We start from the raw sequence: 14,431 nt of genomic DNA, 5'->3' as shown, positions 1-14,431 counted from the left end.
GCCGGGTCCTGACAGGGCGTTCAGGGATGCTGGGGGCATGACGACTGCCGTGACCACCCGTGCCATGACCGTCGCCAGTGGCGACTCCACCGCCCCGTCGGACCTCGGTGGACTCTCCGGCCTGGTGCTGCAGCTGATCGACGCGCTGGGGGAGTGGGGCGTCGGGCTGATGCTCTTCGTCGAGACGGTGTTCCCGCCCATCCCGTCCGAGGTCATCCTGCCGCTGGCCGGGTTCCTGGCGGGTGCCGGCCAGATGAACCTCGTGCTGGTCCTGGTGCTGGCGACGATCGGTTCGTACCTCGGGGCGCTCGTGCTCTATTGGCTCGGCGCGAAGATCGGGTTCGAACGCACCACGCGGTGGTTCGGCAAGCTGCCCCTCGTCGACGAGGACGACTTCCGCAAGGCGGCCGGCTGGTTCCACCGGCACGGCAAGAGCGCGGTGTTCTTCGGCCGGTTCGTCCCGATCGTCCGCAGCCTCATCTCGTTGCCGGCCGGCGCCGACCGCATGCACCTCGGCACGTTCTCGGTGTTCACGATCATCGCGAGCGGCATCTGGAACAGCGCACTCGTGCTGCTCGGTGCCGCGTTCGGGTCGCAGTACGACCAGGTCGAGGCGTACACCGAGTGGATCGACCGCGTGCTCTACGTCGCGATCGCCGCGGTCGTGATGACCTTCGTCGTGCGTCGGATCCGCCGTGTCCGCGCCGAGCGGCGTACGGGCGGCCCCGATGACCACGACGACGCCGCCGGCAGCCCGGCCGTGGGCGGTGCCCGGGGTCGTCGTCGCGCCGAGCCCGCCCGCGACTGAGCCTCAGGCCTTCGTCAGCGCCGACTCCTTGTGGGCGGCCTGCTTGCCGCTCTTCTCCGACTCGACGATCCAGTACGGGTCGTCGTCGGTCGGCGTGAAGTGCTGCCCGTCGAACTCGAAGTCGCTCGTCCGCTTGCGCACGAGCGTGCCGGTCGTCCTGCCCTGCGAGGTGTTCCAGTGCACCTCGTCACCCTTCGACAACGCCATGCTGTCCTCCTTGCGCGATTCCTCGTCCTGGTGGAGGTCGGACTGTACCCCGTCGATCCCCGGGAACTCAGGGAAGTACGGCGATCACGATGTCGTAACGGCCATGCGGATCGAGAGTCGGACGCGTACCGTTTCCCATGAGCCCACACGCCGGCAGCGGCCGCGGAACCACGGGCTCCGGACGGGACGACGGACACCATGACCCTGCTGGACAGCGCGCGGGCGGACACCGTCCTCTCTGCGCGGTACCGGCTCGTGAAGCTCATCGGCACCGGCGGCATGGGATCCGTCTACGAAGCCCGTGACGAGCACACGTACCGGGCCGTGGCCGTGAAGCTCTTCGCGACCCCGGACAAGATGACCACCGCCGACCGTGTCCGCCAGGAGCGCGAGATCCGGCTGCTCAGCATGCTCTCCCACCCGGGCCTCATCCCGCTGTACGACGCCGGCACCCACGAGTTCGAGGACGGCCCGCACCGGTTCATCGTGATGGAGCTGATCGCCGACACGACGCTGCTCCGCCGCCTGTCCGAGGGCGCCCTGCACAACTACGAGGTGGCCGACCTCGGTGCGCAGCTCGCCGACGCCCTGGCCTACGTGCACTCCCGCGGCATCGTGCACCGCGACGTCAAGCCCGCCAACATCCTGATCAGCGACGAGGGCTCGTCCGGGTTCGCCCGCACGGTCAAGCTCACCGACTTCGGCGTCGCCCACTTCGTCGACGGTTCCCGCCTGACGAACGACGGCACCGTCATCGGCACCGCCGCCTACCTCAGCCCCGAGCAGGTCGCCGGCGAACCGATCAGCTTCGCCACCGACGTGTACTCGCTCGGGCTCGTCCTGCTCGAGGCGCTGACCGGCAAGCAGGAGTACTCGGGCACCCTCATCGAGGCCGCACTCGCCCGGCTCCGCCGCGACCCCGAGGTCCCGGACGACGTCGCCGACGAGTGGCGCGAGCTGCTCAGCCGGATGACGGCCCGCGACCCGGAACGCCGGCCCACTGCGGTCGCCATCGCCAACGCGCTGCGCGGCGGCTCCACCCAGATCACCGGCCCGGTGCCGCTCGGTCCGGAACGCGTGAAGCACCAGCGCGACCACCGCATGCACCGTGCGGCACACCGGCACGCCAGGCGCGGCACGTTCTCGGCGGTGCGTCGCTGGCGTCGGCGGAACGTCCTGGTCGGGTCCTTCGCGGCCTTCGGCGTCACCGCGGCGTGCGTGGCCGCCTACGTCGCGGGCGCCCTGCACTGACCCCTCCGGCGGCTCCGTGCTCCGGGCACCGGAGCACCCTGGCAGGATGGACAGCATGACCGACCAGCGCTGGATCAAGATCTGTGGCCTGTCGACGCCCGACACCGTGGACGCCGCCGTCGACGCGGGTGCCGACGCCGTCGGGTTCGTCTTCGCGGCGGGCAGCCCCCGGACCGTCACCGCCGACCTGGCGAAGGAACTCGTCGAGCGGGTGCCGGACGGCATCGACGCCGTCGGGGTCTTCCGCGACCAGAAGATCGACGAGATCGTCGGCATCGCCTCCGAGGTCGGGCTCACGACGCTGCAGCTGCACGGTGGCGAGTCGGCGTCCGACTTCGCCCGCGCGCGCGACGCCGGCTTCTTCACCATCCGGGCCATCGCGGCCGAGGACTACCTGCGCGAGACGCCCGAACAGCGCGCCGCGTTCGACCACGACCTGCTGCTGCTCGACGCCGCCGTGCCCGGCAGCGGTCGGCTCGTCGACCCGGCCACGATCGAGGGCGTGGACGAGGCCTGGATCCTCGCCGGCGGGCTGACCCCGGCCAACGTGGTCGCCGCGGTCGAGGCGCTCGACCCCGACGGCGTCGACGTGTCGAGCGGTGTCGAGTCCGAGCGCGGCGTCAAGGACCCCGCCAAGATCCGCGCCTTCGTCGAGGCCGTCCGCAGCCTGGGCTGAGCGCCCGGCCGCGTCGGTCGCGTTCGCGGCTCTGGACGCGACCGCGGACGGACAGGAGGCGCGGTGCGGGCCCGCCACGGGCCTCCCGTCCGCCGCGCCGTCAGCGCAGGGTGGGGATGAGCTCCGTCAGGAACGCGTCCGTGTCCTCCCAGCCCTGCACCGCGTGGCAGGGGACCCCGAGTGCCTTCACCGGGTAGTCGTTGCCCTCGGGGTCGAGCCGGTCGCCCACGAAGAGCATGTCGTCGAGCGCGATGCCGGTGATCTCGGCCAGACGCTGCATGCCGTAGGCCTTGTCGATGCCCTTGCGGGTGATGTCGATGCTGGTGGAGCCGCCCGAGCGGACCTCGAGGTCGGGCAGGTCCTGCTGCACCAGGCGGCGCAGGTGGTCCTTCTTCTCGCCGGTCGGGTCCCACTGCTTCTTGACGTCCACCGGGGCGGACTGGCCGAGGGCGGAGAACGTGATCTGCGACCCGCGGTCCTCGAGGATGGCCCCCCAGGTCTCGGACTCCCAGTACCCGGCTTCCTTCGCACGGGCCTCGACCGCGGCGAGGGCACGGTCCTTCTGCTCGTCGGTGAGGTCCTCGGCGTACTGCAGCGCCCAGTCCTGGCCCTCCCAGCGGTAGTACCGGGTGCCGCAGGTGGGCAGGAGGTGCAGGGCGTCGAGCGTCAGGCCGTCGCGCTGCCGGAGCGGGGTGACGAGCTGCTGCTCGAACTGGGTGAAGTTGCCGCCGGAGATGACCGCGACCGGCACGACCTCGAGCAGGGACGCGAAGGTCTCGAGCATGCGGGGGTCGAGGGAGGACTTCGACGGGGCGAGCGTGTCGTCCAGGTCGAAGGCGACGAGGCGGGGCGTGGTCATGCCCCCGATCCTGCCAGAGCCCGCCGACCACGCGCAGGGTGCGACCAACGGGGTGCCCCGGTGCTGCGCGATGTCTGCGGGGTCACGCGCGGTGCGTGGCGGGGACCCGGTCGCGGGCGTAGGTGATGTCCGTGTAGCCGTGCGGGGCGGGGTTGCCGTCCTCGTCGAGGTTCACGAACACGACCTCGTCGATCGTCAGGATGCTGCGGTGCGTGAAGAGGTTGCGCGCCTCGGCCCGCATGGTCAGCGACGTCCGGCCGAACCGGGTGGCGACGAGGCCGATCTCGACGATGTCGCCCTCCTTCGCCGAGGACAGGAAGTTGATCTCCGACATGTACTTCGTGACGACCTTGCCGTTGCCGAGCTGGATGATGGCGTAGACCGCGGCTTCCTCGTCGATCCAGCGGAGCAGGCTGCCGCCGAACAGGGTGCCGTTGGCGTTGAGGTCCTCCGGTCGCACCCACTTCCGGGTGTAGAAGTTCATCTCCGGCGGGGCGTCGTCCTGGTGCTGATCCATGTCACGTCATGGTACGCCGACGGCCGCGCCCCCGCAGGGACGCGGCCGTCGTGGCGATCGCGGGCGGCGGTGCCGCCGGTGCTCACTCCTTGACGAGGACGACCTCGTCGAGGGGGATGCGGGTGCGCGGGGCGACCTCGCGCTCGGCGGCCTTGTCGTCGAGCTGCGACGGGTGCGCGACGGTGCCGACGGCCGTGACCGTGTACGGCAGGAAGCGCTCGGGCAGGTCGAACGCGGCACGGAGCCCGGCGGCGTCGATGCCCGCCATCTGGTGCACGTGCAGGCCCTCGGCGTGCGCCTGCACGGTCAGCGCGGCGAGCGACTGGCCGAGGTCGTACTGCGCGAAGGGGCGCTCCTCGCCGTCAGCGGTCACGGTCTCGAGCACGCCGACGACGAGGGCGCTGGCGCGGAAGGCCCAGGCGGCGTTGAAGCCGAGCAGGTTCTCGTTGATCTTCCGGAACGTCTCGGTGCCGCGGCGGCCGGCGATGAAGCGGCGGGGCTGGAAGTTCATGGCCGAGGGTGCCCAGCGAGCGGCCTCGAGGACGGCGTCGAGCTGGTCGTCCGAGATCGTCGCGGTCTCGTCGTAGGAGCGGGGGCTCCAGCGCTCCTCGAGCAGCGGCACGAGCGGCTGGCTGGAGTCGGTGGACCGGGTGAGGGTGTCGGCGTTCGTCGAGGTCATGGTGCGCTCAACGGTATTCGATGCGTCCGCATTTCCGACCTGAGTGACGTCACATCACCGCCGGCAGGTGCCAGGATGGAGGTGATGGGTGGCGTGTTGACCGGCTTCGCGATCATCGGCGCGATCATCGCCGGTGGGTACGTCGTCGGACGCATCGGCCTGCTGGGCCCGCACGCGCAGTTCGTGATGAGTCGGCTCGCGTTCTTCGTGCTGATGCCGTGCCTGCTGTTCCACACCATCGCGACCGCCGACATCGCGTCGCTGCTGTCCTCGATGCTCTGGGTCTCGCTGCTGAGCGCCGCCGTGGTTGCCCTCGGTGCCGCCGCCGTGTTCCGCTTCGTGCTGCGCCGCCCCGTCACCACGACCACCGTCGGCGCCCTGGCGTCGAGCTACGTGAACGCGAACAACATCGGGTTGCCGGTGGCCGTGTACGTGCTCGGCCAGGCGACCGCGGTCGTCCCGGTGATCCTGCTGCAGCTCGTCGTGATGGCCCCGATCGCGCTGACGATCCTCGACGCTGCGACCGCGGGTGGCGGCGGATGGGGGAGGCGGATCGCGGGGCCGTTCCGGAACCCGATCATCATCGCCTCGCTCGTCGGGCTCGTGTGCTCGGCGACGGGGATCACGCTGCCCGACCCGGTGCTCGAGCCGTTCTCGCTCGTCGGCGCGGCCGCGGTGCCCGTCGTCCTGCTGTCGTTCGGGATGAGCCTGCACGGTGCGACCCCGCTGCGGGACCCGGCCATCCGCACCGACGTCATCGTGGCGTCGTCGATCAAGCTCGTGGTGATGCCGGCGGTGGCGTTCGTGTTCGCCCGGTTCGTGTTCGGGCTCGGCGACCAGGACGTCTTCGTGCTCACCACCCTCGGTGCCCTGCCGGCGGCGCAGAACGTCTTCAACTACGCGCAGCGGTACGGGGCCGCGGTGCCGGTGGCGCGCGACGTCGTGCTCATCTCGACGCTCGGCTCGGTGCCCGTGCTCGTCGCGATCGCCGCCCTGCTGCACCCGTAGCGATCGTCGGGACGCCGGCGTGTGGCCTTCCCGAAGACACCGTCGTGTTGTCGAGACGCCTCGATGTCGCCGAGGCGCCGCCGTATTCGGCGGCGTCTCGCGCACTTGCGGGCGTCGTGCGGACACGCCGGCGTCTTACGCGCCCCGGACGCGCGTCCGGGCGGACGGGAGGCCCGTGGCGGGGCCGCACCGGGCCTCCCGTCCGGCCGTGGTGGCGACCACCGCGGATGGTGAGCAGATCTGGTCGGGTCGCGTCCGCCGACCCGACCGGATCTGCTCACGAAGCGCGGACGGCACGCGCGTACCCTGGCGGGCACGCGGGGCGGACCGCCCCGTGACCGATGACCACGACGAGGAGACCGGCGATGGACACGATGGCGATGATGCAGAACATGTCGATGACGGACATGCCCATGGAGATGGACATGGACATGATGCAGGACACGATGATGGCGATGAACGCCGCGTCGATGGCGGCGACGATGTGCTCCGCGGCCGACATGCGGATGGGCGGCGAGATGGCCACCTGCGCCGCGATGTGCTCGAACACCGCGATGCTCGCCGACACCGGCATGCGGATGATGATGCGTCCGATGGGGATGGACGCCACCGTGATGCAGGCGATGCTCATGGCCGTCGTCGCGATGGGCACCGCGTGTGCCGCCGAGTGCCGCCAGCACCAGGACATGGACGAGTCGTGCCGCTACTGCGCCATGGCCTGCGACGAGATGGTGTCGAAGTGCCAGTCGATGCTCGACTCGATGGCGGCCTGACCCGCTCCGCCTGCGCGCCCCGACGCGTGCGCGCTACGCGACGCGTGCGGTGGTCTGTCGACCGCCGGCGCTGAGGATCTCCGCGACCGGGTGGTGGGCGACCGGCTCGCCGACCGACAGGACGCCGTCGGCGTCCGCCACCCGCAGCTGCGTGATGCTCCCGTCGAGGAACAGCACCACGGCGTCGGCTGCGCGGGTCTCGACGACGATGCCGTCGCGCCACGCACCGGGGGCCGCGGTCGCCATGAGGCGCTGGATGGGAAGGATCGTCGTGCGGGACATGGCTTCACCTGCTCTCGAAGGGGTTCGGTGCAGGAAACCTACGTCGGCGTGACGGACGGCTCAATCACGGCGGACGCCGGGCGTAACAGAGCCGGACGGGCGCTGCCGATCAGGGCTGGCCGGGCTGGGCTGGGCCGGGCCGGTGACCCGGCCCCGATCAGAAGATCATCGGGCGGTCGTCGTCGAGCGACGTGTCCAGGTCGAGGTCGACCACCACGGGCACGTGGTCACTCGGGGCGTCGCCCTTGCGCTCGTTCCGGTGGATCGAGGCGTCGGTGACGACGTCCGCGAAGGCCTGCGAGCCGAGCACGAAGTCGATGCGCATGCCTTCGTTGCGCGGGAACCGCAGCTGCTTGTAGTCCCAGTAGGTGTAGCCGTCGGGCACGATCGGGCGCACGACGTCCTGCAGGCCCCGTGCCTCGAACTCGCGGAACGCTGCCCGCTCGGGTTCGCTGACGTGGGTGGACCCCTCGAAGACCCGCATGTCCCAGACGTCCTGGTCGAGCGGTGCGACGTTCCAGTCGCCCATCAGCGCGAGCGGGGTCTCCGGCGACGCCTCGATCCACTCCGAGGTGCGGTCGGCCAGCTGGGCGAGCCAGTCGAGCTTGTACGTGTAGTGCGGGTCGCCGAGCTCGCGGCCGTTCGGGACGTAGAGGCTCCAGAGCCGCACACCGTCGACCGTGACGCCGATCGCGCGGGCCTCGACCGGCAGGTCCGGCCCCTCGTGGCCCTTCAGGAACCCGGGCTGGCCGGGAAAGTCGCGGGTGACGTCCTCCATCGGCAGCCGGCTGGCGAACGCGACGCCGTTCCACTGGTTCAGGCCGTGCGCCTCGACGTGGTACCCCGCAGCCTCGAACTGCTCGACCGGGAACTGCTCCGGCTTGCACTTGATCTCCTGCATGCCGAGGACGTCGACGTCCTCACGCACCAGCCAGTCGACGATCCGACCCACTCGGGTGCGGACGGAGTTCACGTTCCAGGTCGCGACGCGCATGGAACAAGAACCTACCGGTGCCGACTGACGACGAGGTCGGCACGTGCGCCGCCTGTGCGGCGTACGGCACGATGGTGTTCGCTGGAGGCCAGCAATCGACCGCACGGAGGCAGCAATGGCATCGACGACCAACCGCGTCGACGGGACCCCGACCGGGACCACGACCGGGGCCACGCTCGGCACCGGGACCGGGAACGCCCAGCCCGCCGGCACCACCACGACGCAGGTCACCGCCAAGGGCAGGACCATCATCGACGACACGGTCGTCGCGAAGGTCGCGGGCATCGCCGCCCGAGACGTCCCCGGCGTCTTCGCGCTCGGCGGCAACGCCTCGCGGGCATTCGGCGCCATCCGCGACGCCATCGGCTCGAGCGCGCTCGGTCAGGGCGTCCGCGTCGAGGTCGGCGAGACGCAGGTCGCCGTCGACCTGACCATCGTCGTCGACTACCCGACGCCGATGATGGAGGTCGCCTCCGCTGTGCGCGCCGCCGTCACGAACGCCGTCACCGAACTCGTCGGCCTCGAGGTCACCGAGGTCAACATCGCCATCAACGACGTGAACATCCCGGCGCTCAACGGCGTCGCGGACGAGCTCGACACCCGGGACGGTCGAGTCCGGTGAACGCCACCGTCGTCGGGATGGGCACCGGCGCCCTGCTCGCGATCGTCGCCGTGACGCTCGGGTTCTGGGCGTTCGTCGTCGTCGCCGTCTGCATGGCGGCCGGTGCACTGGTCGCCCGCATCGTCACGGGTGACGTCGACTTCCGCCGCCTGCTCGACGTGCTGCGCGGACGCCGGAGCTCGTCGTGAGCGACGCCGCCGTCGCCACGGCCGGCGACAGCGGCGTCCGGCTCCGCGGCTCCGACCGCATCGGTACGTCCGCGCTGGTGCACACCGCCCAGGCGGTCGCCGCCGAAGCGCTGCGCGTTGCCTTCCGGGAGGTCCGTGCCCGGGTCGCGGACGACGGCCGCGGCGCGCTGGCGGTCGAGATCACCGCCCCGCTCGCCCTGCCGGTGCTGGGCTCGCACGCACTCCCCGACGAACCCGTCGTCGCCACGGCGCACCGGGCTCGCGGCACGATCGCCGAGCGCTTCCGGACCATCACCGGCCGACAGGTCGCCCGCGTGACGGTGACCTTCGCGTCGTCAGTCGTGGACACCCCGCGGAGGGTCCGGTGACCGCCCCACCCCTCGTCGGCGCGCCCACCGGGGACCACGCTGCCACCCACCGCCGCCTGCTGCGCCGTGAGACCCACGTCTCCCGCTCCGGTGCCGTCGTCGTCGCGATGCTCGTCGCCCTGGTGCTCGCCGCCGCCGCGGTCTTCGCCGGTGCGCTCGTCCTGCTCGACCAAAACGTCCTGGGCGTCGACCCCCGTGCCGTGGTCGACGCCGCGCTCGCCGCTCCGAACGGCCTCGACACCACCATCGTGATCGGCATCGGCGCCGTCGTGGCCCTGATCGGCCTCGTCCTCCTGCTGCAGGGGATCCTGCCCCAGCGCCGTCCGCGGCACGTGATGTCGTCCGACCGGCTCGCAGTGGTCGTCGACGACGAGGTCCTGGCCTCTGCTGCGGCCCGCGCCGCCCGATCCGCGACCCGTCTGGGCGCCGACGCCGCCGTGGGCACCGTCGGCCGCCGCACGGTCGACGTCGTGCTCCGTCCCGCAGCCGGGGTGGACGTCCCCGCGGTCGCCGCGACCGAGGCCGTCGAGCGGGAGTTCGCCGCGATCGACGCGCAGCCGACGCTGGCCGCGCGGGTCCGGGTGCAGCCGACCGGGCGGGTGGACGGATGAACGCCACGAACCGCGCGCTTGGCCGCGCGGCGCTCGTCGTGCTCGGGCTCGTCCTGCTCGTCGCCGGGGTCGCCGCGATCCTGGTGCAGACCGCCCAGGGGCTGCCCCTCGTCGCATCGTGGTGGCGCACGGTCGGCGATGCCCTCGCCGGACTCGGCACCGGGGCGTCGCGTGACGACTCGGTGTTCGCGTGGACCTGCGTCCTCGGCGGTGGCGTCGTGCTCGGTGTGCTCGCACTCGTCGTGCTGACGACGCTCGGCGGTGGCCGCGAGAGCACCGTCGTGGACAGCGACGGTTCGGCCGACGGCGTCGCCGGCTCGGTGCGCATCGAGTCCACGGCCGTGCAGCACGCGCTCTCCTCGGCCATCGGCGACATGCCCCAGGTCGGCTCGCTCGCCGTCGACGTCTACCGGGTCCGTGGTGGTCGGGCGATCCGGGTGCGGGTCCGTCCGCGCCGGGGTGCCGCGCCGCGCGAGATCACCGAACGCGTCGAGGCCGTCGTCGCCGACCTGGACGCCCTGCTCGGTGAGCGCCTGCCCGTGCTCCTCGAGATCGCCTGTGGTGGGTCGGGGTCGTCCCGCCCGGACCGCGTGCACTGAGCGTCCCCTGGTGCGCTCGATCGGTGGACTGCCCCGGCCGGGTGAGACCGTCCCGGTGCCGCGCGTGGTCACCGACGTCGCCCGAGGGCGTGAGGTCGCGCTCGTCTGGCACAACCAGATCGGCGGGACGACGTTCCGCATCGGATCTGATGCGCACGCCGAGGAGTTCGTGAAGGTGCTGCCGCGCGCCTACGGTTCGTGGATCAGCGGCGAGGCCGAGCGGCTGACGTGGGCGTCCCGGTACGCCCGGGTCCCCGAGGTGCTCGACCACGGCGCCGACGAGGCCGGCGTCTGGCTGCACACCCGTGCCGTGCCCGGGTGGAGTGCCGTCGACCCGCGCTGGCACGACGAACCCCGGACCGCGGTGGTCGCCGTGGGCGAGGGCCTGCGCGCGCTGCACGACACCCTGCCCGTCGACGACTGCCCGTTCACGTGGGCGACCGCGGACCGGCTCCGTCGCGCGCGCGAGGCGAGCGCCGACGCCGACGCCGTCCGCGGCCCGGGCGGTCTCGGTCCGGAGCCGCCGACGGACCGGATCGTCGTCTGCCACGGTGACCCGTGCACGCCCAACACGCTCATCGGTGCGGACCGGCGGTGGAGCGGGCACGTCGACCTGGACGCGATGGGCGCCGCGGACCGCTGGGCCGACATCGCGGTGGCGACGATGGCGATCGGGTGGAACTACGGACCCGGGTGGGAGCCGTTGTTCCACCGGGCCTACGGGCTGCCGGACGACCCGGAGCGCACCGCGTGGTACCGGGCGCTGTGGAACGCCGGCGACGACGGGATCGACGAGCCGGAACCGGGGTCGATCGGCTAGAAGGCGACCCCGCGAGCGCCCATGAAGGGCACCGGGTCGGTGGTGGCCCCGTTGATGTGCACCTCGACGTGGCTGTGGCAGCCGGTCGACGCCCCGGTGGAGCCGACGAGCGCGATGAGCTGCCCCGCGGAGACCTGCTGCCCGGTGGCGACCCGGAAGCCGCCGTCGACGATGTGGCCGTACGCGGTCTGCACGCCGCCGCCGTGGTTGATGCGGACGTAGTTGCCGTAGCCGCCGTACCAGCCGACGTAGTCGACGGTGCCGGCCGAGGCCGCGACGATGGGCGTGTAGCAGCCGCTCGCCAGGTCGGTGCCCTCGTGCATGGTGACGACGCCGGTGATCGGGTGCACGCGGTACCCGTAGGGGCTGATGACGTAGCCGCTGGCCGGGCGGACCCAGCCGGTCCCGGAGCCCGCGCCGACGGAACCGCCGCCGCCCGAGCCGCTGCTGCCGGTCGAGCCGCCGCCTGACGGCGCGCCCCCGCCGGAGTTCGCGGCGGCCTGTGCGGCAGCTGCTCGCTGCGCGGCGGCGGCGCGCTCTGCGGCTTCGCGTGCCGCCTTCTCCTCCGCCGCCTTGCGGACGCGCTCACCCTTGGCGAACTCGGCTTCGGTCCGGACGCGGCCGGAGGTCAGGGTCGCGAGCTGGGCGTCGAGTCGGGCCTTGTTCGACTGCTGCTCGTCGTAGGCGGCCTGCACGGCGTCGGACGCCGCCTGGGCTTCCTGCATGCGGTCTTCGGCTTCGGCAGCGAGGTCGCCCAGCGCTTCGGCGGCGCGGTCGGCCTGCGCCTCGAGCGAGCTGGCGACGGCGGCGTCGGCGCTCGCGGCGGCCTGCACACGCTCGGCCTGCTCGGAGAGCTTGCTCAGCGCACCGAGGTTGTACAGCAGATCACTGGCGTCTTCGCCCTGGGTGATCACCGAGGTGGTGACGTCGGCGCCACCGGAGCGGGACATCTGCGCGGCGAACTGCCCGGCCTGCGCGGCGCTCTGGTCGGCGACCTTCGCGTGGTCCTTGGCGTCGGCGCGGAGCTGCTGTTCCTTCTCCGCCGCGGTCTGGGCCTTGCGCTGTGCCTTGTAGAACACGTCGCCGAGCTTCTGCGCCTTCGTCTCGGCAGCCTCGACCTTGGCGTCGAGCTCGCTGATGATGCCCCGGATCTCGGTGATCTGCCCCTGCTTGGCGGATTCCTTGCCGCGGGCGGACTTCACTTCGTCCCACGTGGGGTAGGTCACCGCCTGGGCGGCCGGAGCGTCGGCGATGACCGTGCCGACGAGGCCCGCGAGTGCCAGGCCGGTGACGGCGAGGCGCAGGCGCACGGGGACACGGTGGGCGCGGGGGCTGGTGGGACGAGACATCGAGCACGAGCCTATACATCCGTACAGCGAGCATCGGACGGCAACGCGCCGCTGTGGACAACTTCAGCAGTGGATCAGAAGCCGCGGTCGCGCCGGATGATGTCGGCGCTCCCGACGACGTCGCGCCGCAGGATCGCCTGCCCGGCGGTGCCGGCGTAGTCGTAGACGTCGAACCCGGTGCAGTGGGTGATCGTCGCCGGGGGGCCGAGGGAGTCCTCGACCGCGGTGGTCCAGAGGTCGTGCGAGCCGACCACCACGAAGCTCGGGTCGGCGTCGCGGTAGGCGCCGAGGTCGACGAGCCAGGGGTACGTCTCGAAGGTGTCGCGGACCTGCAGCAGCCCGACGTTCGTCGACGCGTAGGTGGCGAGGGGCCGGACCGTCCAGAACTGTCCGACGCCGGTGACCTGGCGCCCGTCGGCCCAGCGGTCCAGGCACGCGGCCGCCGGGTACCGCGCGGTCGACACGGCGTGGGCGGTGCCGGGGGCCACGGCGATCCCGGTCGCGAGGACGGCGGCCATCGCGACCGCCACCCCCGCCCGGACCCCGCGGTGCGGGCGGTGCACGCGGGTGCGACGGACCGCGGTGCGGGTGAGCTCGGCCACGGCGACGAGGGCGAGCAGCGGTGCCGTCACGATCGGCTGCAGGTAGCGCGGGGTCTCGGACCCGGCAGCGACGACCCCGACGGACACGGCGACGACGGTCACCAGCGGCAGCAGCGTCGCGACCAGCACGGTGCGTGCGGTGCGGACCCGCCAGGCCCAGACCGTGCCGCCGACGGTGACGAGCACCCCGGCGAACAGCAGCAGGAGCCCGAGGTCGCCCGGTGCCGTGCCCGCCCGGTCGTCGGTCAGTGCCGCGAAGAACCGCAGGGTCTCGCCGGCCCGCGACGGCTGCACGTACGTCGCCGGGTCGAGGGAGACGAACGGCCGGAGTGGGATCCGCACCAGGTACCCGACGACCGATCCGACCGTCACGGCACCGGCGAGCAACGCAGCGGGGCGCCACGGCACCCGCCGCGCCAGCACCAGGAGCCCGAGGGTGACGACGACGGGAGCGGCGGACCAGGGCACGTACAGCGGGTTCGACGCGGTCGTGCACACGGCGACGAGGCCGAGCACCACGAGCAGCGGCACCGACGCCCGACCGAGGCGCACCGCCCGCAGCACGAGCACCGCGGTGCCGAGAACCGCCAGCACGGCGCCGTAGTAGTAGGTCGTCGTGAGCAGCAGGGACGCCAGCTCCAGCGAGGTCGCGGTCGCCGACGACTCGGTCAGCACCAGCAGCGTGACCAGGCCGAGTGCCCCCGCCGACACCGCGATCCGCGCAGGGCGCCCGGCGGACGGCATCAGCTCGTTCGCGGCGGCCCGCACCAGCGCGTAGACGGCGAGCAGCACGAGCACCCCGTTCAGCGCCAGGGCCTGCTGCGGGGTCCCGGTCACCAGCGAGCAGAACAGGTACACGGGCAGCTCGGGGAAGAAGAACAGCGCGGGCGACATCGCCCACTCGAACGGCTGGCCGGCCTGCAGCGAGCGCTCGACGAGCGGCAGCAGCACCGAGTCGCCGTCGTACCAGAGCAACGCCACCCGTTCCGTCGCGACGACGTGGCGCAGGGCGATGACGGCCAGGGCCAGCGCGACCAGGCCGCCCAGGGCCTCCCGTCCGATCGTGACGGCCACCCCACCGGTCCGGCGGCCGCCGGACGGAGCCGGCTCCACGGCGGGGCGACGCGGTGCTCGGGACATGCCCCGGAGCGTACCGAGGCCGCCTCGGTGCCGGTACGCACAGACCCACAGGCTGGGGGAGCGCGTTGCGGGCCCGAC

19 protein-coding genes are annotated in these 14,431 nt (G+C 72.3%); 11 read left to right on the top strand and 8 right to left on the bottom strand.

Going from position 1 to position 14,431, the window contains the following annotated elements:
* Window positions 1–37 precede the first annotated feature (37 nt).
* A complete protein-coding gene (locus tag HP445_RS04310; protein ID WP_241660479.1) occupies window positions 38–808 on the top strand; it encodes a DedA family protein in 771 nt (256 codons plus the stop codon).
* Window positions 809–811: 3 nt separating this feature from the next.
* On the opposite strand, the gene HP445_RS04305 is transcribed toward HP445_RS04310, so the two are convergent.
* The gene (locus tag HP445_RS04305) at window positions 812–1,015 is read right to left on the bottom strand and encodes a hypervirulence associated TUDOR domain-containing protein (protein ID WP_071404335.1); all 204 of its coding nucleotides are present in this window, start codon (window positions 1,013–1,015) and stop codon (window positions 812–814) included.
* A 198-nt stretch (window positions 1,016–1,213) separates the two neighbouring features.
* On the opposite strand from HP445_RS04305, the gene HP445_RS04300 reads away from it, so the two are divergent.
* Window positions 1,214–2,266, top strand: a complete 1,053-nt coding sequence (locus HP445_RS04300; protein ID WP_111022754.1) for a serine/threonine-protein kinase — start codon at window positions 1,214–1,216, stop codon at window positions 2,264–2,266.
* 55 nt (window positions 2,267–2,321) lie between these two features.
* Window positions 2,322–2,942 carry a phosphoribosylanthranilate isomerase gene (locus HP445_RS04295; protein WP_111099870.1) on the top strand — a complete coding sequence of 207 codons (621 nt, stop codon included), beginning with the start codon at window positions 2,322–2,324 and terminating at the stop codon, window positions 2,940–2,942.
* Window positions 2,943–3,042: 100 nt separating this feature from the next.
* Here HP445_RS04295 and HP445_RS04290 read toward each other — a convergent pair whose 3' ends face one another.
* From HP445_RS04290 to HP445_RS04280, 3 genes are all read right to left on the bottom strand, one after another.
* Complete coding sequence (locus HP445_RS04290; RefSeq protein ID WP_128781520.1) at window positions 3,043–3,801, bottom strand: HAD-IIB family hydrolase; 759 nt, start codon at window positions 3,799–3,801, stop codon at window positions 3,043–3,045.
* An 82-nt stretch (window positions 3,802–3,883) separates the two neighbouring features.
* Window positions 3,884–4,318, bottom strand: coding sequence for an acyl-CoA thioesterase (locus HP445_RS04285; protein WP_017886352.1), 435 nt, complete (start codon window positions 4,316–4,318; stop codon window positions 3,884–3,886).
* Between the two features lie 82 nt (window positions 4,319–4,400).
* Window positions 4,401–4,997 (bottom strand): nitroreductase family protein, encoded by a 597-nt coding sequence (locus tag HP445_RS04280; protein WP_027464865.1) that lies wholly within the window; start codon window positions 4,995–4,997, stop codon window positions 4,401–4,403.
* Window positions 4,998–5,081: 84 nt separating this feature from the next.
* On the opposite strand from HP445_RS04280, the gene HP445_RS04275 reads away from it, so the two are divergent.
* Together HP445_RS04275 and HP445_RS04270 are read left to right on the top strand one after the other, a co-directional pair.
* A complete protein-coding gene (locus HP445_RS04275) occupies window positions 5,082–6,005 on the top strand; it encodes an AEC family transporter (protein ID WP_128781521.1) in 924 nt (307 codons plus the stop codon).
* 365 nt (window positions 6,006–6,370) lie between these two features.
* Entirely contained in the window at window positions 6,371–6,778 is a 408-nt protein-coding gene (locus HP445_RS04270; protein ID WP_128781522.1) for a four-helix bundle copper-binding protein, read from the top strand.
* Window positions 6,779–6,811: 33 nt separating this feature from the next.
* Here HP445_RS04270 and HP445_RS04265 read toward each other — a convergent pair whose 3' ends face one another.
* Entirely contained in the window at window positions 6,812–7,060 is a 249-nt protein-coding gene (locus tag HP445_RS04265; RefSeq protein ID WP_027464862.1) for a hypothetical protein, read from the bottom strand.
* 157 nt (window positions 7,061–7,217) lie between these two features.
* Window positions 7,218–8,054 (bottom strand): exodeoxyribonuclease III, encoded by an 837-nt coding sequence (locus tag HP445_RS04260; RefSeq protein WP_110864246.1) that lies wholly within the window; start codon window positions 8,052–8,054, stop codon window positions 7,218–7,220.
* A 115-nt stretch (window positions 8,055–8,169) separates the two neighbouring features.
* Here HP445_RS04260 and HP445_RS04255 point away from each other — a divergent pair, with 115 nt between their 5' ends.
* From HP445_RS04255 to HP445_RS04230, 6 genes are read left to right on the top strand one after another with little or no spacing between them, the layout of a single operon-like run.
* Window positions 8,170–8,676 (top strand): Asp23/Gls24 family envelope stress response protein, encoded by a 507-nt coding sequence (locus HP445_RS04255; RefSeq protein WP_128781523.1) that lies wholly within the window; start codon window positions 8,170–8,172, stop codon window positions 8,674–8,676.
* Window positions 8,673–8,864, top strand: a complete 192-nt coding sequence (locus tag HP445_RS04250; protein WP_128781524.1) for a DUF2273 domain-containing protein — start codon at window positions 8,673–8,675, stop codon at window positions 8,862–8,864. Before HP445_RS04255 ends, HP445_RS04250 begins: the two co-directional genes overlap by 4 nt.
* Window positions 8,861–9,232, top strand: a complete 372-nt coding sequence (locus tag HP445_RS04245) for a hypothetical protein (RefSeq protein ID WP_111089400.1) — start codon at window positions 8,861–8,863, stop codon at window positions 9,230–9,232. The genes HP445_RS04250 and HP445_RS04245 overlap by 4 nt, the downstream gene beginning before the upstream one ends.
* Window positions 9,229–9,843, top strand: coding sequence for a hypothetical protein (locus HP445_RS04240; protein WP_128781525.1), 615 nt, complete (start codon window positions 9,229–9,231; stop codon window positions 9,841–9,843). The genes HP445_RS04245 and HP445_RS04240 overlap by 4 nt, the downstream gene beginning before the upstream one ends.
* Window positions 9,840–10,442 carry a hypothetical protein gene (locus tag HP445_RS04235; RefSeq protein WP_128781526.1) on the top strand — a complete coding sequence of 201 codons (603 nt, stop codon included), beginning with the start codon at window positions 9,840–9,842 and terminating at the stop codon, window positions 10,440–10,442. Before HP445_RS04240 ends, HP445_RS04235 begins: the two co-directional genes overlap by 4 nt.
* A gap of 10 nt (window positions 10,443–10,452) precedes the next feature.
* Complete coding sequence (locus HP445_RS04230; RefSeq protein ID WP_308201636.1) at window positions 10,453–11,262, top strand: phosphotransferase; 810 nt, start codon at window positions 10,453–10,455, stop codon at window positions 11,260–11,262.
* Here the strand turns inward: HP445_RS04230 and HP445_RS04225 are convergent.
* Entirely contained in the window at window positions 11,259–12,611 is a 1,353-nt protein-coding gene (locus tag HP445_RS04225) for a M23 family metallopeptidase (protein WP_128781527.1), read from the bottom strand. The two genes, HP445_RS04230 and HP445_RS04225, sit on opposite strands and share 4 nt — an antisense overlap.
* A 74-nt stretch (window positions 12,612–12,685) precedes the next feature.
* On the bottom strand, window positions 12,686–14,353 hold the full coding sequence (locus HP445_RS04220) for a hypothetical protein (protein ID WP_128781528.1): 1,668 nt from the start codon (window positions 14,351–14,353) through the stop codon (window positions 12,686–12,688).
* Window positions 14,354–14,431 lie beyond the last annotated feature (78 nt).

The sequence above is a fragment of the Curtobacterium flaccumfaciens genome (assembly GCF_013359815.1).
Lineage (GTDB): Bacteria > Actinomycetota > Actinomycetes > Actinomycetales > Microbacteriaceae > Curtobacterium > Curtobacterium flaccumfaciens.
Note: the sequence above shows the minus strand (reverse complement) of the source record. Positions and strands in the feature narration are given on the sequence as shown.

What these genes read in the sequence shown, in the direction of transcription:
- HP445_RS04310 (WP_241660479.1), top strand. Translation starts at nt 38, where the DNA reads ATGACGACTGCCGTGACCACCCGTGCCATGACCGTCGCCAGTGGCGAC.
- HP445_RS04305 (WP_071404335.1), bottom strand. Translation starts at nt 1,015, where the DNA reads ATGGCGTTGTCGAAGGGTGACGAGGTGCACTGGAACACCTCGCAGGGC.
- HP445_RS04300 (WP_111022754.1), top strand. Translation starts at nt 1,214, where the DNA reads ATGACCCTGCTGGACAGCGCGCGGGCGGACACCGTCCTCTCTGCGCGG.
- HP445_RS04295 (WP_111099870.1), top strand. Translation starts at nt 2,322, where the DNA reads ATGACCGACCAGCGCTGGATCAAGATCTGTGGCCTGTCGACGCCCGAC.
- HP445_RS04290 (WP_128781520.1), bottom strand. Translation starts at nt 3,801, where the DNA reads ATGACCACGCCCCGCCTCGTCGCCTTCGACCTGGACGACACGCTCGCC.
- HP445_RS04285 (WP_017886352.1), bottom strand. Translation starts at nt 4,318, where the DNA reads ATGGATCAGCACCAGGACGACGCCCCGCCGGAGATGAACTTCTACACC.
- HP445_RS04280 (WP_027464865.1), bottom strand. Translation starts at nt 4,997, where the DNA reads ATGACCTCGACGAACGCCGACACCCTCACCCGGTCCACCGACTCCAGC.
- HP445_RS04275 (WP_128781521.1), top strand. Translation starts at nt 5,082, where the DNA reads ATGGGTGGCGTGTTGACCGGCTTCGCGATCATCGGCGCGATCATCGCC.
- HP445_RS04270 (WP_128781522.1), top strand. Translation starts at nt 6,371, where the DNA reads ATGGACACGATGGCGATGATGCAGAACATGTCGATGACGGACATGCCC.
- HP445_RS04265 (WP_027464862.1), bottom strand. Translation starts at nt 7,060, where the DNA reads ATGTCCCGCACGACGATCCTTCCCATCCAGCGCCTCATGGCGACCGCG.
- HP445_RS04260 (WP_110864246.1), bottom strand. Translation starts at nt 8,054, where the DNA reads ATGCGCGTCGCGACCTGGAACGTGAACTCCGTCCGCACCCGAGTGGGT.
- HP445_RS04255 (WP_128781523.1), top strand. Translation starts at nt 8,170, where the DNA reads ATGGCATCGACGACCAACCGCGTCGACGGGACCCCGACCGGGACCACG.
- HP445_RS04235 (WP_128781526.1), top strand. Translation starts at nt 9,840, where the DNA reads ATGAACGCCACGAACCGCGCGCTTGGCCGCGCGGCGCTCGTCGTGCTC.
- HP445_RS04225 (WP_128781527.1), bottom strand. Translation starts at nt 12,611, where the DNA reads ATGTCTCGTCCCACCAGCCCCCGCGCCCACCGTGTCCCCGTGCGCCTG.
- HP445_RS04220 (WP_128781528.1), bottom strand. Translation starts at nt 14,353, where the DNA reads ATGTCCCGAGCACCGCGTCGCCCCGCCGTGGAGCCGGCTCCGTCCGGC.